The following is a 19413-nucleotide window of genomic DNA, read 5'->3' as shown; positions in this document are numbered from 1 at the left end:
TAACAAGGCGCCCGTAGCTCAGCTGGATAGAGCATCCGCCTTCTAAGCGGATGGTCGCAGGTTCGAGTCCTGCCGGGTGCGCCATTAGGCAGCTTTGGCACAAGTAACGCAACATGGCAATATGGTGGGCGTAGCTCAGTTGGTAGAGCACGGGATTGTGACTCCCGTTGTCGAGGGTTCGATCCCCTTCGTCCACCCCATATTTAGAAAGGCGCCAGATTAACAATCTGGCGCCTTTGCTTTAAAAGCTTGAAACGCGGATGTGGTGGAATTGGTAGACACACTGGATTTAGGTTCCAGCGCCGCAAGGTGTGAGAGTTCGAGTCTCTCCGTCCGCACCATACAAGTCGCTATTTAATAGCAGAAAACGGCGCAGCACCTGAAAAGGGCTGCGCCGTTTTTGTTTTACAGGTCGGAATTTTCAAGGCAACCGCGGGTTCCGGGTTGAGAGGGCAGGTCGGCTCGTCGCATTTTTGTTTCTCGATGATGCCGATTCGCCCGCTGTCAGGGGTACATGGCCGCATCTTCCTATATATAGAAGGGCTGCTGCAGAGCCTTGGCCCGATTGACTGTATTTGCTAACAGGGCGAGGCATAACCGTTTGTCCCCGCCTATAAATTGCCTGCTGCTTTTTTACCCGTTTTCAGTAGGGTGACTTCTTGAGTTTGACCCACTAGAATGCATGCCCTTGATTCTGGGGTCGGAAACGGCCGGCTAACGTCTGTGCAACGAGGAATATCCATGCAAGTTTCTGTTGAAAATACTTCTGCTCTTGAGCGCCGCATGAGCATCACCGTGCCGGCTGAGCGCATCGAGACTCAGGTCAACAAGCGTCTGCAGCAGACTGCCCAAAAGGCCAAGATCGCTGGTTTCCGTCCAGGCAAAGTGCCAATGAGCGAAATCAAGCGTCGTTTCGGTGCCGATGCGCGCCAGGAAGCGGTAGGCGACGTGATCCAGTCTTCGTTCTACGAAGCGGTTGTCGAGCAAAAGCTGAACCCGGCTGGCGCGCCTTCGATCGAGCCTAAATCGATCGAAGCGGGCAAGGACCTGGAGTACGTCGCGGTATTCGAAGTGTTCCCTGAGTTCACCGTTGCCGGCTTCGAAGGTATCGCTGTCGAGCGCCTGAGCGCTGATGTGGCCGATGCCGATCTGGACAAGATGCTGGACGTGCTGCGCAAGCAGAACACCCGTTTCGAAGTGACCGATCGCGCCGCTCAAAACGAAGACCAGCTGAACATCGATTTCGTCGGCAAGGTCGACGGTGAAGTGTTTGCCGGCGGTTCCGCCAAGGGCACTCAGCTGGTACTGGGTTCCGGCCGCATGATCCCTGGCTTCGAAGACGGCCTGGTTGGCGCCAAGGCTGGCGAAGAGCGCGTGCTGAACCTGACCTTCCCCGAGGACTATCAGAACCTCGAGCTGGCTGGCAAAGCCGCTGAGTTCACCGTGACCGTGAACACTGTTTCCGAGCCGAAACTGCCTGAGCTGAGCGAAGAGTTCTTCGCACAATTCGGCATCAAGGAAACCGGTCTGGAAGGCTTCCGCACCGAAGTTCGCAAGAACATGGAGCGCGAACTGCGTCAGGCCATCAAGTCCAAGGTCAAGAACCAGGTCATGGACGGTCTGCTGGAAACCAACCCGATCGAAGTGCCAAAGGCGCTGCTGTCCAACGAAGTCGACCGTCTGCGCGTGCAGGCTGTTCAACAGTTCGGCGGCAACATCAAGCCTGACCAGCTGCCGGCCGAGCTGTTCGAAGAACAAGCCAAGCGCCGCGTTGTCCTGGGCCTGATCGTGGCTGAAGTGGTCAAGCAATTCGACCTCAAGCCTGACGAAGCCCGCGTTCGCGAAATGATCCAGGAAATGGCTTCGGCCTACCAGGAGCCAGAGCAGGTTGTGTCCTGGTACTACAAGAACGACCAGCAGCTGAACGAAGTTCGTTCGGTTGTGCTGGAAGAACAAGTTGTGGATACTGTTCTGCAGAAAGCTAGCGTGACCGATAAATCGGTCTCTTACGAAGAAGCGGTCAAGCCGGTAGAAGCTCCACAAGCCGACTGATTGATTTTGCGTTAGAAGTACACACCATAAGCCAGCTCTCGAGCTGGCTTATGCGTATTCAAGACAAAACTATTTGGGAGCGACTGCAGAGCATGTTCCGTAATTCTTATATTCAGCAGAACTCTGATATCCAGGCCGCAGGCGGCCTGGTCCCGATGGTTGTCGAGCAGTCCGCTCGTGGCGAGCGCGCCTACGACATTTACTCGCGCCTGCTCAAGGAGCGAGTGATCTTCCTGGTTGGCCCGGTAGAGGACTACATGGCCAACCTGATCTGTGCGCAGCTGCTGTTCCTTGAAGCGGAAAACCCGGACAAGGACATCCATCTCTACATCAACTCCCCGGGCGGTTCGGTGACGGCGGGCATGTCGATCTACGACACCATGCAGTTCATCAAGCCGAACGTGTCGACCACCTGTATCGGCCAGGCGTGCAGCATGGGCGCGTTTCTGCTGACGGCCGGTGCCCCCGGCAAGCGTTACTGCCTGCCGAACTCGCGTGTGATGATTCACCAGCCACTGGGCGGTTTCCAGGGCCAGGCGTCGGATATCGAAATCCATGCCAAGGAAATCCTCTTCATTCGTGAGCGTCTCAACACGCTGATGGCCAAGCATAGTGGACACACGCTTGAAGAAATCGAGCGCGACACCAACCGCGACAACTTCATGAGTGCAGAAGCCGCGCGTGAATACGGGTTGATCGATCAGGTGATCGACCAGCGCCCCGCTTAATAAGCAGCTCAAAATAGGGTCGGTCGGCTTGTCTGACCGCCAGCGGGCTTGAAAAAGCCCGCAATAGCCTTCATCTTGTGTTGCAAGCCTATCGGATTTGGATCGAACGAATGACTGACACCCGCAACGGCGAGGACAACGGCAAATTGCTTTATTGCTCCTTCTGCGGCAAAAGCCAGCATGAAGTGCGCAAATTGATTGCCGGTCCCTCGGTCTTCATTTGCGACGAGTGCGTCGACCTGTGCAATGACATCATCCGCGAGGAGGTGCAGGAAGCCCAGGCCGAGAGCAGCGCGCATAAATTGCCTTCGCCTAAAGAAATCAGCGGCATCCTTGATCAGTACGTGATTGGTCAGGAACGTGCGAAAAAGGTTCTGGCCGTAGCGGTGTACAACCACTACAAGCGCCTGAACCAGCGCGACAAGAAGAATGACGACGTCGAACTCGGCAAAAGCAACATCTTGCTGATCGGCCCGACAGGCTCGGGTAAAACCCTGCTTGCCGAAACACTGGCCCGCTTGCTGAACGTTCCGTTCACCATCGCCGACGCAACCACCCTCACCGAGGCGGGTTATGTGGGTGAAGACGTCGAGAACATCATTCAGAAGCTGCTGCAGAAGTGCGATTACGACGTGGAAAAAGCCCAGATGGGCATTGTCTACATCGATGAGATCGACAAGATCTCGCGCAAGTCTGACAACCCGTCGATCACCCGGGACGTTTCCGGTGAAGGCGTGCAGCAGGCCCTGCTCAAGTTGATCGAAGGCACGGTCGCTTCCGTTCCGCCTCAAGGTGGTCGCAAGCATCCGCAGCAGGAATTCCTTCAGGTCGACACCCGTAACATCCTGTTCATCTGCGGTGGTGCGTTCTCCGGTCTGGAAAAGGTCATTCAAAACCGTTCCACCAAGGGCGGCATCGGTTTCAACGCGGAAGTGCGCAGCAAGGAAGAAGGCAAGAAAGTCGGTGAATCCCTGCGTGAAGTCGAACCTGATGATCTGGTCAAGTTCGGTCTGATCCCGGAGTTCGTCGGTCGTCTGCCGGTCCTGGCCACCCTGGACGAGCTTGATGAAGCTGCCTTGATGCAGATTCTCACCGAGCCAAAAAATGCGCTGACCAAGCAGTATGCCAAGCTGTTCGAGATGGAAGGCGTGGACCTGGAATTCCGGGCCGACGCGCTGAAATCGGTCGCCAAACGTGCCCTGGAACGCAAGACCGGTGCCCGTGGCCTGCGTTCGATCCTCGAAGGTGTATTGCTCGACACCATGTACGAAATCCCCTCGCAGTCCGAGGTGAGTAAAGTCGTGATCGACGAAAGCGTTATAGAAGGCAAGTCCAAGCCACTGTATATCTACGAAAACAGTGAGCCGGCTGCCAAGGCAGTGCCAGACGCCTAAGCGTCACGCCGCTGGAACAAAGAAGGGGCCTTCGGGCCCCTTTGCTATTGTGGCTAGGCCGCAATCTTTTAAGCCGCGCTTTTATCCGCTTGTTTTTTTCCAGACGAGCCCCCATCTTGGTTTCAAGCTTACTTCCATCTGTTTACGGCCTTACGGCCGCCGTAGAGGCGAAATCATGAAGACGACCATCGAATTGCCTCTCCTGCCATTGCGTGATGTTGTGGTTTATCCGCACATGGTTATCCCGCTGTTCGTGGGGCGCGAGAAATCCATCGAAGCCCTCGAGGCAGCGATGACCGGCGACAAGCAGATCCTTCTGCTGGCTCAGAGAAACCCTGCTGACGACGATCCCGGTGAAGATGCACTCTATCGCGTAGGTACGATTGCGACCGTTCTGCAGCTGCTCAAGCTGCCTGATGGCACGGTCAAGGTCCTGGTCGAAGGTGAGCAGCGGGGCGCCGTGGAGCGCTTCAGCGAAGTGGACGGCCACTGCCGCGCCGAAGTCTCGCTGATCGACGAAACCGACGCGCCCGAGCGCGAGTCGGAAGTGTTTGTCCGCAGCCTGCTGGCTCAATTCGAACAATATGTACAGCTGGGCAAGAAAGTCCCCGCTGAAGTCCTGTCGTCGCTCAACAGTATCGACGAGCCAGGCCGCCTGGTCGACACCATGGCCGCGCACATGGCCCTGAAGATCGAGCAGAAGCAGGAAATCCTCGAAATCATCGATTTGTCGGCCCGGGTCGAGCACGTCCTGGCGTTGCTGGATGCCGAAATCGATCTGCTGCAAGTCGAAAAACGCATTCGCGGTCGCGTCAAGAAACAAATGGAGCGCAGCCAGCGCGAGTACTACCTGAATGAGCAGATGAAGGCTATTCAGAAAGAGCTCGGCGACAGCGACGAAGGCCACAACGAAGTCGAGGAGCTGAAAAAGCGCATCGATGCCGCCGGTCTGCCCAAAGATGCCCTGGCCAAGGCCCAGGCTGAACTGAACAAGCTGAAACAAATGTCGCCAATGTCCGCGGAAGCGACCGTGGTACGTTCGTACATCGACTGGCTGGTCCAGGTGCCGTGGAAGGCCCAGAGCAAGGTGCGTCTGGACCTGGCCCGCGCCGAAGACATTCTCGACGCCGACCATTACGGTCTGGAAGAAGTCAAAGAGCGGATCCTCGAATACCTCGCCGTGCAAAAGCGCGTGAAGAAGATTCGCGGCCCGGTGTTGTGCCTGGTCGGTCCTCCTGGCGTGGGTAAAACCTCGCTGGCGGAGTCGATCGCCCACGCCACCAACCGCAAGTTCGTGCGCATGGCCCTCGGCGGTGTACGCGATGAAGCGGAAATTCGTGGTCATCGCCGTACTTACATCGGTTCGATGCCAGGAAGATTGATTCAAAAGATGACGAAAGTGGGGGTGCGCAACCCGCTGTTCCTGCTCGATGAAATCGACAAGATGGGCAGCGACATGCGTGGCGATCCGGCCTCGGCGTTGCTGGAAGTGCTCGATCCCGAGCAGAACCACAACTTCAACGATCACTATCTGGAAGTCGACTACGACCTGTCCGATGTGATGTTCCTGTGCACCTCCAACTCCATGAACATTCCGCCGGCGCTGCTGGACCGGATGGAAGTGATTCGTCTGCCGGGCTACACCGAAGACGAGAAGATCAACATCGCCGTCAAATACCTTTCGCCGAAGCAGATCACGGCCAACGGCTTGAAGAAAGGCGAGCTGGAATTCGACGCCGAAGCGATCCGCGACATCATCCGCTACTACACCCGCGAAGCCGGTGTCCGCGGGCTGGAACGCCAGATTGCCAAGGTTTGCCGCAAGGCGGTCAAAGAGCACGCGCTGGAAAAACGCTTCTCGGTGAAAGTCACTGCCGACATGCTCGAACATTTCCTGGGCGTGCGTAAATTCCGCTACGGCCTGGCCGAATCCCAGGATCAGATCGGTCAGGTCACCGGCCTGGCGTGGACTCAGGTGGGCGGCGAATTGCTGACCATCGAAGCCGCTGTCGTTCCCGGCAAGGGCCAACTGATCAAGACCGGTTCCCTGGGTGACGTGATGGTCGAATCGATCACCGCTGCCTTGACCGTGGTCCGCAGCCGCGCGAAGAGCCTGGGGATTCCCCTGGACTTCCACGAGAAGCGCGACACGCACATCCATATGCCGGAAGGGGCGACCCCGAAGGATGGCCCTAGCGCCGGTGTAGGCATGTGCACGGCCCTGGTCTCGGCATTAACCGGCATTCCGGTACGTGCGGACGTCGCCATGACCGGTGAAATCACCCTGCGTGGCCAGGTGTTGGCGATTGGCGGCCTGAAAGAAAAACTGCTCGCGGCTCACCGTGGCGGAATCAAGACGGTGATCATTCCTGAAGAGAACGTACGCGATCTGAAGGAAATTCCGGACAATATCAAAGCAGATCTTCAGATTAAACCGGTTAAATGGATTGACGAGGTCCTGCAAATTGCGCTGCAATACGCGCCGGAGCCCTTGCCTGATGTGGCTCCGGAGATAGTTGCAAAGGATGAAAAACGCGAGTCTGACTCTAAGGAAAGAATTAGCACGCATTAGTACGCATTTGCCTGGGGGGCTTGTTGACGCTTTTTAGAGCCCTTGTTATAAAGCGGCTCTTCAGTGTCTGCAGGCCATTCAGCACTCGTTTTTTGCTTTCACCAAAAACTTAGAATCATACTCAAATAGATATAAGGGGACTTAGAGTGAACAAGTCGGAACTGATTGATGCTATCGCTGCATCCGCTGATATCCCGAAAGCTGCTGCTGGCCGTGCGCTGGACGCTGTAATCGAATCCGTCACTGGCGCTCTCAAGGCTGGCGACTCTGTTGTTCTGGTGGGTTTCGGTACGTTCTCCGTCACCGATCGTCCAGCTCGCATTGGTCGTAACCCACAGACCGGTAAGACGCTGGAAATCGCAGCCGCCAAAAAACCAGGTTTCAAAGCCGGCAAAGCACTGAAAGAAGCTGTCAACTAAGTTCGATTCAGGTTTTTGCCTATCCGGGTCGGGGTCATGCCTGACCTGGCAGCGGAGCGGTAGTCCAGTCGGCGAGTCGCCGTGCCGAGACACCGAGGGTCGCACGTTCGAGCCCTCGATCCGCTCCGCCAGTTACGAGAAGGCGCATCCTCGGATGCGCCTTTCTTCTATCCGGACTCTACCCACGCTCCACGGTTGCCTAATTTTGAAGTTCAACCGTTTCTGGGGGACGCATGCTGCAGAATATCAGGGACAATTCACAAGGCTGGATTGCCAAGACCATTATCGGGGTCATCGTTGTACTGATGGCGTTCACCGGTGTCGAGGCCATTTTCCAGGCCACGACCAACAGCCAGAACGCGGCCAAGGTCAATGGTGAAAAAATCACTCAAAACGAGCTGAGCCAGGCGGTCGATATGCAACGCCGTCAACTCATGCAACAGCTGGGCAAGGACTTCGATGCTTCCTTGCTCGACGAAAAAATGTTGCGCGATTCGGCCCTCAAAGGCTTGATCGATCGCAAACTGCTGCTCCAGGGCGCAGAAAAATCCGACTTCGCTTTTTCCGAAGCAGCCTTGGACCAGGTGATCCTGCAAACGCCTGAATTCCAGGTGGACGGCACGTTCAGCGCCGAGCGTTTCGACCAGGTCATTCGTCAACTCGGCTACAGCCGCCTGCAATTCCGCCAGATGCTGGCTCAGGAAATGCTGATCGGTCAGCTGCGCGCCGGTCTGGCAGGCAGCGGTTTCGTCACCGACGCACAGGTGCTGGCCTTCGCCCGTCTGGAAAAACAGACCCGCGATTTCGCTTCCCTGAACGTCAAGGTCGACCCGGCAGCTGTGAAGCTGACCGACGAGGAGGTCAAGGCCTACTACGACGAACACGCCAAGGAATTCATGACGCCGGACCAGGTGGTCATCGATTACCTCGAATTGAAGAAGTCGTCCTTCTTTGATCAGGTCAGCGTCAAGGACGAAGACCTGCAATCGGCGTATCAGAAAGAAACCGCGAACCTGTCCGAACAGCGTCGGGCCGCGCATATTCTGATCGAAGTGAACGACAAGGTGACCGAGGCGCAAGCCAAGGCGAAGATCGAAGAGGTCCAGGCACGTCTGGCCAAGGGCGAGGCATTCGAGGCACTGGCCAAGGAATTCTCCCAGGACCCGGGTTCGGCCAATACCGGCGGTGACCTTGGCTTCGCAGGTCCTGGTGTCTACGATCCAGCCTTTGAAACAGCGCTGTATGCGTTGGCCAAGGATCAGGTTTCGGAGCCGGTTCGCACCGACTTCGGTTTCCACCTGATCAAGTTGCTGGGCGTCGAAGCGCCGCAAGTGCCAACCTTCGCCAGCCTGAAAGACAAGCTGACCCGCGAGCTGAAAACCCAGCAGGTCGAACAGCGTTTCGTCGAAGCCACCAAGCAACTGGAAGACTCGGCGTTCGAATCCTCCGACCTGGCCCAGCCGGCGCAAGACTTGAAGCTGACCGTGCACACCTCCAAGCCGTTCGGCCGTGATGGCGGCGAAGGTGTGGCGGCCAACCGTGCCGTGATCACCGCTGCATTCAGTCCTGAAGTGCTGGATGAGGGTGCCAACAGCACTGCCATCGAGCTCGATCCGGAAACCGTGATCGTGCTGCGCGCCAAGGAGCACCTCAAGCCTGCGCAACTGCCGCTCGAGAGCGTGTCTGCCGCGATTCGTGGGCAATTGGCCAGGGAGCACGCCAGTGCTGCCGCCAAGACCAGGGCCGATGAGTTGATCGCCAGCCTGCGCGACGGCAAGACCCCGCTGGACCAGGCCATCGATGGTCAGGACTGGAAAGTCACCGACGCAGCCACTCGCGCTCAGGAAGGGATCGACCCGACTGTGCTGCAAGCGCTATTCCGCATGCCTAAACCCGCCGCGAAGGACAAACCGACCTTCAACAGCGTGACCCTGGCCGATGGCAGCCTGGTGATCGTGCGTCTGAACGGCGTGAACGAAGCGGCGGCGCCGACCGATGAAGAGAAGGCTCAATACCGTCGCTTCCTCGCCTCGCGCATTGGTCAGCAAGACTTTTCGGCTTACCGCAAGCAGCTGGAAGCCGAAGCGGACATCGAGCGGTTCTGATGCCTGATTGAGGTTTGCGCGACACAAGACCCCGGCCCAAAAGGCCGGGGTTTTTTGTTGGCAGGATCAAAAGATCGCAGCCTCGCTTCGCTCGACAGCTCCTGCAGGGGGACTTTCCTGTTTATAAACGGTCAGTAGTCGTGTATCTGTTTTAAGACACTAATCGGTGCCACCCTAAGCATCGATCTGTTGCACAATACGCCCCGGACCGTTTCTTCAGGATGTTCAATGTCTAAATCAATTCCCATGCAGATCGTCGGGCTGGCTCTGGTATTGGCCGCCGTTGCCGGCTGCTCGTCGGAAAAGGCCGCCATCTACGAGCATGAGAACTTCGACGACTCCGGTACCTTTTCCCGCAATTACCCGGTGACCGATGCGCAGACCTGCGAGGCCGCCCGTCGGGCGCTACTCAGCCAGGGCTACATCATCACCAGCAGCGATCCGAAACTGATCAGTGGCCACAAGAGCTTCCAGCAGACCGGCGATACCCACATGGAGATCAGCTTCAGTGTGGTCTGCGCCGATGACGGCACCGAGGGGCATCATGCAACCATGTTCGCCAACGCCCTGCAGGACCGCTATGCTCTGAAGAAGACCAACAACTCCGCCAGCCTCGGCGTGGGTGTGTTGGGCTCGGTATCGATGCCGATCGGCTCGTCCGACGACTCGATGGTCAAGGTCGCCAGCGAAACCGTCTCCTCGGCCAAGTTCTACGAGCGTTTCTTCGCCCTGGTCGAGCTGTTCCTGCCGCCGGAAGCGAAAAAAGCCGCGCACATCAAGGAAAAGCCGAAGACCGACCTGGGCGTGCCTGAAGCCAAGGCCGCACCGGCTCAATTCGCGCCGACGCCTGCAGCGACGCCTGCACCGGCGGCAGCGCCTGCTCCCGCTCCGGCCCAGGAGCCCGTGCAGCAACCGGCACCGGCACCGGCGGTCTCGGAGCCGGTGGCACCGCCGCCTGAAACAGCTCCGATCACCCCGGCCGAGAACAGCGAGCCGGCCACCTCCACCGAAACGGTCACCCCGCCGGCGGACTCCAGCCTGCCGCCACCGACCGAGCCGATTCCGGCCATGCCGGTCACTGCCCGGTAATCGGGGGCTGACGTTCCGGGATCGGGCCACACGGCGGCGATCCCGGAACACCTTCATCCTTGATCCGCGTCAACTCCGGTCACCGTTCTGTGGCCAGTATCGAAAAAATCCTGTGATAAATTCCTGATCTACTGCTACGTTTTATCAAGTAGCCGCGTAGCGTCTTGCCTGCGTCATTTTTCTTTCACACGGGCACTTTATGCTCAAGGCGCAGGTCGCTTATTCAGGCATTTTTTCAAACGAACCGTGGGGGAATCAAAATGGACGATTATCAAGAAGAACTGCTCGAGTATCAGGCGTTCGAACTCGACCCGCTGGAACCCGCCGAAGACGCTACCGAACTGTAGGTGTCAGGCGGATTGGCGATGGCTGCGGCGAAATTCGCCGGGGGTCTGGCCATTCCAGCGCTTGAAGGCCCGTTGAAAGGCTTCGGCTGAGGCAAAGCCCAGCAGGTAGGCGATTTCTCCGAATGCCAGTTCGGTGTCGCGGATATAGGTCATGGCCAGGTCGCGGCGCGTGTCGTTGAGGATCGCGCGAAATTGCGTGCCTTCCTCGGCCAGTTTGCGGCGCAAGGTCCAGGTCGGCAGCTTCAGGCGTGCCGCCACTTCTTCCAGGTCGGGTTCCCGGCCACCATTGAGCAATGGCCCCAGCAACTGAGTGATGCGTTCACGCAGGCTGCGGGTGCGTGTCAATTGCTCCAGTTCCCGTTCGCACAGTTGCAGCAAGTGGCGCCAGGTGCTCGGGCAGTGCAGCGGATTGCGCTGGGCCAGGCTGGCCAGGCTCAGGCGCAGTTGATTGTGTTCGGCACCGAACTGGATCGGACAGTCGCCCAGCACGGCATACGCCTCCCGGTAATCCGGCGCCTGGAACTCGATCTCGATGCGTTCGGCGCGCAGCGGGGCAGGGCTGACGCTGGACAGTTGCTGCAACCAGCCGGCGATGATCGAATCCACCACGAAGCGGTTGTAGGCGTTGTAAGGGCTGATGGAATAGAACCGCAGCCAGGCGCCCTGGGCGTCCTCGTGAAAGCTTGACTGGCCGCGATAGTTGGAGCCGTACAAGGCCTCGAAACGAATCAGGCAGCGCGCCGCTTCGCGCACCGTCGGCGCCTGGGCGGCGGTCACTCCGGCCAGGCCGGCCTGGCTCAGGCGACTGAGCTGGCCCATGCGCAAACCCAGTGCCGCTTCGCCGGTCAGCTGAATGGCGCTGTGGCCCAGGCGCATATAGCGCGGGATCGAGAGCCGGGCGCCCGCTTCGCCCAGGCGAGCCGCGTCGAGGCCGTATTGCTCGAGCAGTGGCAGAGGGTCTGCACCGTGGCTGTGCACGGCGTCGGCCAGGCTATGCACAAAGCCCACCGACAGATCGCCCAGGCGCATCGGCAAGGGTTTCATGCGTTATAACCAGAGGTTCAGCAGGCGCGCGCCACGGGCGTTGCCATCGGCGAAATGCTGGCCGTTGCTGCTGAGAAAGCTCTGCCCGGCGCTGCCCTGATCCCAGAACTGACCGCGCAGGAACACGCTCATACCGGCGATCGCCTGACTGCCGGGCGGTTGAGCGGTCAGCGTCAAGTGATGCCAGGCCTGGCCTTCGCTGAGTTCCCCGGGCTTGATGCTGACGGAGCCGGGCGTCGACAAGCCTTTGTAGCCGCGCCACGGCTTGTCCCAGGTGCCGTGCCCGGTCACGAAGGCCGGCACCGCGACGAACTTCGCGCCCTGATCGTCAAGCTTGCGGTAGTTGTCCGGGTACCAGCTGTCGCTGCCGATCAGCACCCCCAGGCGCCCGACCGGGGTATCGACGACACTGAGCTTCTGCTCGCCATTGGCCGCGATGACCTCATGTTCATCGAACACCGGGTGCATCTGGCGCTGGGGCTGGCCGATCGGCAGACCGTCACGGCCGAATACCACGCTGCTGTTATACAACGCACCGCCGCCGATTTTCAGCCTGCCCTCGATGATGCTGGGTTCGGGTAACACGATGGAGCCGGCCACCAGGGTCACGTGAAATTCTTTGGCCAGGCCACCGAACAAGGCCTGGTAGTCCTTGGCCATGCCTTTGGCTTTCATCCGCAGGTGAGCGTCGTCCAGGCGACTGTCGCCTGTGGCACCGATCAGGGCGCGGATGAACTTCAAGGGATTGCTCGCCGCCAGCCAGTTCATGGCTTCCTTGAGGGTGGTGGCCTGGTACAGCTCATCTTTCTCGCCGCTGACCATCAGCCAGGTGCCGATGTGTTCCGGCAGCACGACGATGGTTTTTTCATTCAACAGGTCCTGGTCCCGAGCCTTCTGCAAATAGGCCGCGAGCTTGCGGTGCAAACGCTCGGAGCTTTGGTAGTCGGTGGGAAACAGTTCGGGCTGGATGCCCAGCAGGTTGCCGCGATCGGCAGGCGTGCCCTGATCGACGGCGAGATCGATACGCAGGTCCGAGAGGTAGTGACCCACCGGACGATCCGCGGCCCACATGGCGTAGGTGGTCAGGGCGGCAATCAATGCCATGGAGAAGGTCAGGTACAGAAGTTTGCGCATGGGAAAACAGTCAACAGCCGTGTGCAGGATTCGCTGACTAGGGTAGGGCCCATGCCGGTGCTTGCCAAGGGGCGCTGCGCATTTGGATCAATAAGTTGTCAGTTACGGTCATTGAGCGACCGGTGGAGTGCTCATAGTCTGTGGCACATGACAGAGGGGTGCCATAGAGCACCCACACTTTTTCCGTGATCGCTCGTTGTGGAGTTACCGATGGCCGCCGCTCATTACCCGCACCTGTTGGCCCCGCTGGACCTGGGTTTTACCACGTTGCGCAACCGCACCCTGATGGGCTCGATGCACACCGGTCTTGAGGAGAAGCCCGGCGGTTTCGAGCGCATGGCCGCGTACTTCGCCGAGCGTGCCCGGGGCGGCGTGGGCCTGATGGTCACAGGCGGTATTGGCCCGAACGAGGAGGGCGGGGTGTATTCCGGCGCGGCCAGGCTGACCACCGAGGAAGAAGCGCTCAAACACCGGATCGTGACCCGCGCGGTGCACGAGGCGGGCGGCAAGATCTGCATGCAGATCCTCCACGCCGGTCGATATGCCTATAGCCCGAAACAGGTCGCGCCGAGTGCGATCCAGGCGCCGATCAACCCGTTCAAGCCCAAAGAGCTGGATGAGGAGGGCATCGAGAAACAGATCAGTGATTTCGTCAGCTGTTCGACCCTGGCGCAAAAGGCCGAGTACGACGGTGTCGAGATCATGGGCTCCGAAGGTTACTTCATTAACCAGTTCCTCGCCGCTCACACCAACCACCGCACCGACCGTTGGGGCGGCAGCTACGAAAACCGCATGCGCCTGCCGGTAGAGATCGTGCGTCGGGTGCGCGAAGCGGTCGGCCCGAACTTCATCATTATCTTCCGCCTGTCGATGCTCGACCTGGTCGAGGGCGGCAGCACCTGGGAAGAAATCGTGCAGTTGGCCAAGGCCATCGAGCAGGCCGGTGCGACGATCATCAACACCGGCATCGGCTGGCACGAAGCGCGGATTCCGACCATCGCCACCAAAGTACCGCGCGGTGCCTTCAGTAAAGTCACGGCCAAGCTGCGCGGTTCGGTGAAGATTCCGCTGATCACCACCAACCGCATCAACACCCCGGAAGTCGCCGAGCAGATCCTGGCTGAAGGCGATGCCGACATGGTCTCCATGGCGCGGCCATTCCTCGCCGACCCGGACTTCGTCAACAAGGCCGCGGCTGGCCGTGGCGATGAAATCAACACCTGCATCGGTTGCAACCAGGCCTGCCTCGATCACACCTTCGGCGGCAAGTTGACCAGCTGCCTGGTGAACCCGCGGGCCTGCCATGAGACCGAACTCAATTACCTGCCGGTGCAGCAGATCAAGAAAATCGCCGTGGTCGGTGCCGGCCCCGCCGGTCTGTCCGCGGCGACCGTGGCCGCCGAGCGTGGCCATCAGGTGACGCTGTTTGATTCGGCCAGTGAAATCGGTGGCCAGTTCAACATTGCCAAGCGTGTGCCGGGAAAGGAAGAGTTCTTTGAAACCCTGCGCTATTTCAATCGCAAGCTGCAGACCACCAACGTCGAGGTTTGTCTGAACACCCGGGTCGATGTGGCGCAGTTGCTGGCAGGCGGTTACGACGAGATCATCCTCGCCACCGGCATCGCCCCGAGAACCCCGGCGATTCCTGGCGTGGAGAACGCCAAGGTGCTGAGCTACCTGGACGTGATCCTCGAGCGCAAACCGGTGGGCAAGCGTGTCGCAGTGATCGGCGCGGGGGGGATCGGTTTCGACGTGTCGGAGTTCCTGGTTCACCAGGGCGTGGCCACCAGCCAGGACCGTGAAGCGTTCTGGAAGGAGTGGGGCATCGATACGCACCTTGCAGCCCGGGGCGGCGTGGCCGGCATCAAGGCCGAGCCCCATGCACCGGCCCGTGATGTGTTCCTGCTGCAACGCAAGAAATCCAAGGTCGGCGACGGGCTGGGCAAGACCACTGGCTGGATTCACCGCACGGGGCTGAAGAACAAACAGGTGCAGATGCTCAACAGCGTCGAGTACCTGAAGATCGATGACCAAGGCTTGCACATCCGCATCGGCGAAACCGGCGAGCCGCAAGTGTTGCCGGTGGATAACATCGTGATCTGCGCCGGTCAGGATCCGCTGCGTGAATTGCATGACGGTCTGGTGGCGGCGGGGCAGAACGTGCATTTGATCGGCGGCGCGGATGTGGCGGCGGAGCTGGATGCGAAGCGGGCGATCAATCAGGGGTCGCGGTTGGCTGCGCAGTTGTAGTTCGCAGGTCAAGCGTGCCAATGGCCTTCGCGGGCAAGCCCACACATTTGATCTGCGGCGTTACATGGATCCAGTGTGGGACACTGGATCCGTGCCGTTCACAAATCCCCTGTGGGAGCGAGCTTGCTCGCGAAGGCGGCCTATGAGCGACTAGAATGCTGGCTCTTTCCACGCACAATCAGGCGCCGATGCTTTCTTCTCCTGCCCACTGGCAACCCGAAGCTCCCCTCGAACCTCTTCATCTTGATTGGCTAAGCCGATCAGGCATCGAAGTCGCCATCCTGCGCCTGGACCAGATCGACCCGCTGATCAGCGGCAACAAGTGGTTCAAACTCATCGAACACCTCAAAGCCGCAGACCTGGCCGGGGCCAAGGGCATCATCAGCCTCGGGGGGGCCCACTCCAATCACCTGCATGCCCTGGCCGCCGCCGGCAAACGCTTCGGTTTCCCCACGGTCGGTCTGCTGCGCGGTCATCCCCAAGACACCCCCACGGTGCAGGATCTGCAGGCGTTCGGCATGCCGTTGCACTGGTTGGGTTATGGCGGTTATCGCGGGCGGCACGAACCCGGTTTCTGGCAGCCGTGGCAGGCACAGTATCCGGATCTGCAGCCGGTGCCGGAAGGTGGCGGCGGTTTGCCGGGAGCCAAGGGCTGCATGCAGCTGAAAACCATGGTCAGCGAGCAGTTGAACGGTCTGGGCTGGAGCGACTACGACGGCTGGTGGCTGGCCTGCGGTACCGGCACGACCCTGGCCGGCCTGGTGCTGGCCGAGGCGGGTGAGCATCCGGTGTACGGCGCCTTGGCGGTGCCCGACGATCATGGCGTGGCGCAGCAGGTCGAGCGGATTGTGCAGGAAGCGGGTTGGGTCGACGACCCTGCGTATGAACTGATCGACGCCTGCCGTGGCGGCTTTGCCAAAGTCGATCCACTGTTACTCGAATTCATCGAGCGGACCGAACTGGCCAGTGGCATTCCCCTCGAACCGTTGTACACCGGTAAAGCGCTGCTGGCGCTCAAGCAGCAAGTCGAGGCGGGCAGATTTGCCCGGGGTACGCGCCTGATCTTCATCCACACCGGCGGCTTGCAGGGCCGCCGGGGGTTCACGCCACAGCACTGATAGACACCGCAATCCCTGTAGGAGCGAGGCTTGCCCGCGAAGGCGGTGTGTCAGGCAACAATCACGTGACTGACATACCGCCTTCGCGGGCAAGCCTCGCTCCTACAGGGGGCAGGCGGTGAATCAGCTGGTTTGCGGCATTTCACCCTTGGCCAGACGCTGGTTGATGTCGGCGATCACTTCCGGCAAGTCGGTGATGGTGTCGATCATGTAGTGCGGGCGCGAACCTTCGAACATCCCGTGGATGCGCTTGCGCTCGCTGTCCAGTTTATCGCTGCCGAGGGCGCGATAGCCTTCGTAGTCCAGGCCCAGCGCGTTGCCCGAGCAAATCAGCGCCACGGTCCACATGCCGGCGCGACGGCCTTCAAGAATGCCCGGCACGGTGTCGTCGATCTTCACGCAGGCCGCGACGTCATCGATGCCGAGGGCGATCACATTGGCCAGGGCCTGGGCTGGCCATGGGCGGCCGTTGGGGACTTCGTCGGTGGCGACCACGTGATCGGCGACGTAACCGTTGGTGGCGGCCAGTTCGACCACCTTGTCCATGACCTGCTTCGGGTAGCCGGAGCAAGAGCCGATCTTGATGCCTTGCTGGCGCAGGTTGGCGATGGTGTCCAGAGCGCCGGGAATCAGCGCCGAGTGCTCGGCGATTTTCTCGATCTGCAAGGGCATGAAACGTTGGTAGATAGCGGTGACGTCATCATCGGTCGGCGTGCGGCCGAACACGGTGCGATAACGTTCGGCCACTTGCGGCTGATCGCACAAGGTCCGGATGTGGTCCCATTTGCCCATGCCCATAGGCCCGCGGGCTTCTTCGATGGAGACCTGGACGTCGAACTCGGCGAAGGCCTCGACGAAAATCTGGGTGGGGGCGAAGGAGCCGAAGTCGACCACGGTGCCGGCCCAGTCGAGAATGGCGGCCTGGAGTTTGGTTGGGTTTGTATAGTTCATGTGATGATTGCCTTTGTAGGAGCGAGGCTTGCCCGCGAAGAACGATGACGGGGATTGACTGATAGACCGCGTCGCCTGTGTTCGCGGGCAAGCCTCGCTCCTACAGGGACGGCGGTGTCTGTTGGGTTAGATTTCCAGTACTTCCATCTCGCGCAGCACCTCGGCCACCGCCGCCACGGCCGCGTGCATCTCGGCCTGGTTGACGTGGCCGATGCAGCCGACGCGGAAGGTTTCGACCTGGGTCAATTTGCCGGGGTAGAGGATGAAACCCTTGGCCTTGACCCGCTCATAGAACTCCTTGAACTGATAGCGCGGGTCTTTCGGCGCGTGGAAGGTGACGATGATCGGCGCCTGGATCGCTGCGGGCAGGAAGCTGCGCAGCCCCAGTTCGGCCATGTCATCGAGCAGCACTTTGCAATTGTTGGCGTAGCGCTGATGTCGGGCGGGCAACCCCCCTTCTTCGTTGTATTGCAGCAGGGCTTCGTGCAGCGCGGCGACCACATGGGTTGGCGGGGTGAAGCGCCACTGGCCGGTCTTGGCCATGTAGCTGTGCTGGTCGAACAAGTCCATCGCCAGTGAGTTCGAATTGCCGGCGGCATTGGCCAGGGCTTCCTTGCGAGCGAAGACGAAGCCCATGCCCGGTACGCCTTCCAGGCATTTGCCCGAGGCGGCGATCAGCGCGTCGAACGGCACCTGTTGCGCGTCGATCGGCAGCGCGCCAAAGGAGCTCATGGCGTCGATGATCAGGCGTTTGCCGTGTTGCGCGATGACCTGGGCAATGTCCGGCAGCGGGTTGAGGATGCCGGTGCTGGTTTCGCAGTGAATCAGTGCCACGTGCGTGATGTCGGGGTCGGCGCGCAGCAGGCGGTCGACGTCGGCGGCGGTGGTCGGTTCGTCTTCGGCGGTTTCAAAGGTGCTGAAGGTGCGGCCGAGTACTTCGCAGATTTTCGCCAGGCGTTTGCCGTAGGCGCCGTTGATCAGCACCAGGACTTTGCCGTTCCGGGGCACCAGCGTGCCGATCGCCGCTTCGACCGCGAAGGTGCCGCTGCCTTGCAGGGGCACGCAGTGGTGGCTGGCGCCGCCGTTGAGGATCGCCAGCAGTTGTTCGCAGAGGCTGGCGGTCAGCTGATTGAAACGGTCATCCCATGAACCCCAGTCGACCATCATCGCCTGACGGGTGCGGGCCGAAGTCGTCAACGGGCCGGGGGTGAGCAGGATGGGTTCGGCGGTACTCATTCTCGTGTCCTCGCAATCGATGGGGTCAAGCTACGGGGTCTAAATTGCAATTTGCCGAGCTATCAATCAAATTGTTTGTTGTTATGCCAGCCATCAGTGAGGGTTATTCATGAACCTGTTCCAGCTCCGCGCGTTCGATGCCGTCGCCCGCGAGGGCAGTTTCACCCGGGCCGCCGCGCGGCTGTTCATCAGCCAACCGGCGGTCACCGGGCACATCAAGGCACTGGAGGAGCACTACCAGATCACCTTGTTGCGCCGCACCGCCCGACGAGTGGAGTTGACGGAGGAGGGCACCAAACTGGCCGCGATCACCCGGGCCATGTTCGGCCTCGCGGAAGAAGCGCAGGTGATGCTCGAAGCCAACCGGCAGCTGCTCACCGGGCGCCTGGAAGTGGCGGCGGATGGGCCGCACATGGTCATGCCGATGCTGGCCAGCCTGCGAGCGCGTTATCCGGGGGTCACCGTGAACCTGCGGCTGGGCAATGCCCAGGAAACCCTGGCGGCATTGCTGTCGGAACATGCCGATGTGGCGGTGCTGACCGAGGTCGACCCGCGCAAGGGCTTGCATCTGCAGGCCTTGAGCGAATCACGGATCTGCGCGCTGGTGCCCGACGGTCACCCTTGGGCGCAGATGTCCAAGGGCATACAGCTCAAGGCGCTGGACCAGGTGATCATGGTGTTGCGCGAGCCGAGTTCGATTACCCGGCGCACCTTTGATGAGGCTTGCGCCCAGGCAAAGGTCAATCCACGGGTATTGCTGGAGCTGGACAGTCGCGAGGCGGTGACCGAGGCCGTTGCCGCGGAACTGGGGGTCGGCGTGGTGTCGTCGGTGGAAGTCAGTCACGACCCGCGGGTGGTGGCGGTGCCAATCATCGGCGAGGGGCTGGTGAATCGGCACATGATGGGGTGCATGGAGCGGCGGCGGGATTTGCGCCTGATCCAGGCGTTTTTCGGGTTGGCGCCTGTCAAATAGA

At 60.1% G+C, this 19413-nt stretch carries 14 protein-coding genes and 3 tRNA genes; 13 read left to right on the top strand and 4 right to left on the bottom strand.

The window, feature by feature from the left end; genetic code table 11:
* Positions 1–7: 7 nt before the first annotated feature.
* From F8N80_RS05060 to F8N80_RS05015, 10 genes are all read left to right on the top strand, one after another.
* Positions 8–84 (top strand) — tRNA-Arg (locus tag F8N80_RS05060).
* A gap of 40 nt (positions 85–124) precedes the next feature.
* A tRNA-His gene (locus F8N80_RS05055) sits at positions 125–200 on the top strand.
* Positions 201–256: 56 nt separating this feature from the next.
* Positions 257–341 (top strand) — tRNA-Leu (locus F8N80_RS05050).
* Between the two features lie 400 nt (positions 342–741).
* Entirely contained in the window at positions 742–2052 is a 1311-nt protein-coding gene (gene tig, locus F8N80_RS05045) for a trigger factor (RefSeq protein ID WP_150749059.1), read from the top strand.
* 92 nt (positions 2053–2144) lie between these two features.
* Positions 2145–2780 carry an ATP-dependent Clp endopeptidase proteolytic subunit ClpP gene (gene clpP / locus F8N80_RS05040; RefSeq protein ID WP_150749058.1) on the top strand — a complete coding sequence of 212 codons (636 nt, stop codon included), beginning with the start codon at positions 2145–2147 and terminating at the stop codon, positions 2778–2780.
* A gap of 110 nt (positions 2781–2890) precedes the next feature.
* Positions 2891–4174: an ATP-dependent Clp protease ATP-binding subunit ClpX gene (gene clpX / locus F8N80_RS05035; RefSeq protein ID WP_150749057.1), complete on the top strand. Its 1284-nt coding sequence runs from the start codon at positions 2891–2893 to the stop codon at positions 4172–4174.
* A gap of 175 nt (positions 4175–4349) precedes the next feature.
* A complete protein-coding gene (gene lon / locus F8N80_RS05030; protein ID WP_150749056.1) occupies positions 4350–6746 on the top strand; it encodes an endopeptidase La in 2397 nt (798 codons plus the stop codon).
* 146 nt (positions 6747–6892) lie between these two features.
* Positions 6893–7165: an HU family DNA-binding protein gene (locus F8N80_RS05025; RefSeq protein ID WP_002552737.1), complete on the top strand. Its 273-nt coding sequence runs from the start codon at positions 6893–6895 to the stop codon at positions 7163–7165.
* A gap of 233 nt (positions 7166–7398) precedes the next feature.
* The gene (locus F8N80_RS05020; RefSeq protein ID WP_150783345.1) at positions 7399–9270 is read left to right on the top strand and encodes a SurA N-terminal domain-containing protein; all 1872 of its coding nucleotides are present in this window, start codon (positions 7399–7401) and stop codon (positions 9268–9270) included.
* Positions 9271–9498: 228 nt separating this feature from the next.
* Positions 9499–10359 carry a DUF2242 domain-containing protein gene (locus F8N80_RS05015; protein ID WP_150783344.1) on the top strand — a complete coding sequence of 287 codons (861 nt, stop codon included), beginning with the start codon at positions 9499–9501 and terminating at the stop codon, positions 10357–10359.
* A gap of 350 nt (positions 10360–10709) precedes the next feature.
* Here the strand turns inward: F8N80_RS05015 and F8N80_RS05005 are convergent, their stop codons facing one another.
* The gene (locus F8N80_RS05005) at positions 10710–11750 is read right to left on the bottom strand and encodes an AraC family transcriptional regulator (protein WP_150783342.1); all 1041 of its coding nucleotides are present in this window, start codon (positions 11748–11750) and stop codon (positions 10710–10712) included.
* 3 nt (positions 11751–11753) lie between these two features.
* The gene (locus tag F8N80_RS05000) at positions 11754–12884 is read right to left on the bottom strand and encodes a carbon-nitrogen hydrolase family protein (protein ID WP_150783341.1); all 1131 of its coding nucleotides are present in this window, start codon (positions 12882–12884) and stop codon (positions 11754–11756) included.
* 210 nt (positions 12885–13094) lie between these two features.
* On the opposite strand from F8N80_RS05000, the gene F8N80_RS04995 reads away from it, so the two are divergent.
* Positions 13095–15134 carry an NADPH-dependent 2,4-dienoyl-CoA reductase gene (locus tag F8N80_RS04995; RefSeq protein ID WP_150783340.1) on the top strand — a complete coding sequence of 680 codons (2040 nt, stop codon included), beginning with the start codon at positions 13095–13097 and terminating at the stop codon, positions 15132–15134.
* A gap of 188 nt (positions 15135–15322) precedes the next feature.
* Positions 15323–16252 carry a 1-aminocyclopropane-1-carboxylate deaminase/D-cysteine desulfhydrase gene (locus F8N80_RS04990; protein ID WP_150783394.1) on the top strand — a complete coding sequence of 310 codons (930 nt, stop codon included), beginning with the start codon at positions 15323–15325 and terminating at the stop codon, positions 16250–16252.
* A 123-nt stretch (positions 16253–16375) separates the two neighbouring features.
* Here the strand turns inward: F8N80_RS04990 and phnX are convergent, their stop codons facing one another.
* Complete coding sequence (gene phnX / locus F8N80_RS04985) at positions 16376–17203, bottom strand: phosphonoacetaldehyde hydrolase (RefSeq protein WP_150746760.1); 828 nt, start codon at positions 17201–17203, stop codon at positions 16376–16378.
* A gap of 126 nt (positions 17204–17329) precedes the next feature.
* Positions 17330–18439, bottom strand: coding sequence for a 2-aminoethylphosphonate--pyruvate transaminase (locus F8N80_RS04980; RefSeq protein WP_150783339.1), 1110 nt, complete (start codon positions 18437–18439; stop codon positions 17330–17332).
* Positions 18440–18548: 109 nt separating this feature from the next.
* Here F8N80_RS04980 and F8N80_RS04975 point away from each other — a divergent pair, with 109 nt between their 5' ends.
* Entirely contained in the window at positions 18549–19412 is an 864-nt protein-coding gene (locus F8N80_RS04975) for a LysR substrate-binding domain-containing protein (protein ID WP_150746762.1), read from the top strand.
* Position 19413: the final 1 nt, after the last annotated feature.

It is taken from the genome of Pseudomonas fluorescens, assembly GCF_902497995.1.
Classification (GTDB): Bacteria; Pseudomonadota; Gammaproteobacteria; order Pseudomonadales; family Pseudomonadaceae; genus Aquipseudomonas; species Aquipseudomonas fluorescens_BK.
This window is presented reverse-complemented; position numbering and strand designations above follow the sequence as displayed.

Excerpts from the sequence above, each read along its gene's own strand:
- clpP (WP_150749058.1), top strand. The coding sequence starts at position 2,145 with ATGTTCCGTAATTCTTATATTCAGCAGAACTCTGATATCCAGGCCGCA.
- F8N80_RS04975 (WP_150746762.1), top strand. The coding sequence starts at position 18,549 with ATGAACCTGTTCCAGCTCCGCGCGTTCGATGCCGTCGCCCGCGAGGGC.
- F8N80_RS05015 (WP_150783344.1), top strand. The coding sequence starts at position 9,499 with ATGTCTAAATCAATTCCCATGCAGATCGTCGGGCTGGCTCTGGTATTG.
- phnX (WP_150746760.1), bottom strand. The coding sequence starts at position 17,203 with ATGAACTATACAAACCCAACCAAACTCCAGGCCGCCATTCTCGACTGG.
- tig (WP_150749059.1), top strand. The coding sequence starts at position 742 with ATGCAAGTTTCTGTTGAAAATACTTCTGCTCTTGAGCGCCGCATGAGC.
- F8N80_RS05000 (WP_150783341.1), bottom strand. The coding sequence starts at position 12,884 with ATGCGCAAACTTCTGTACCTGACCTTCTCCATGGCATTGATTGCCGCC.
- F8N80_RS04990 (WP_150783394.1), top strand. The coding sequence starts at position 15,323 with ATGCTTTCTTCTCCTGCCCACTGGCAACCCGAAGCTCCCCTCGAACCT.
- F8N80_RS04980 (WP_150783339.1), bottom strand. The coding sequence starts at position 18,439 with ATGAGTACCGCCGAACCCATCCTGCTCACCCCCGGCCCGTTGACGACT.
- F8N80_RS05020 (WP_150783345.1), top strand. The coding sequence starts at position 7,399 with ATGCTGCAGAATATCAGGGACAATTCACAAGGCTGGATTGCCAAGACC.
- lon (WP_150749056.1), top strand. The coding sequence starts at position 4,350 with ATGAAGACGACCATCGAATTGCCTCTCCTGCCATTGCGTGATGTTGTG.
- clpX (WP_150749057.1), top strand. The coding sequence starts at position 2,891 with ATGACTGACACCCGCAACGGCGAGGACAACGGCAAATTGCTTTATTGC.
- F8N80_RS05005 (WP_150783342.1), bottom strand. The coding sequence starts at position 11,750 with ATGAAACCCTTGCCGATGCGCCTGGGCGATCTGTCGGTGGGCTTTGTG.
- F8N80_RS04995 (WP_150783340.1), top strand. The coding sequence starts at position 13,095 with ATGGCCGCCGCTCATTACCCGCACCTGTTGGCCCCGCTGGACCTGGGT.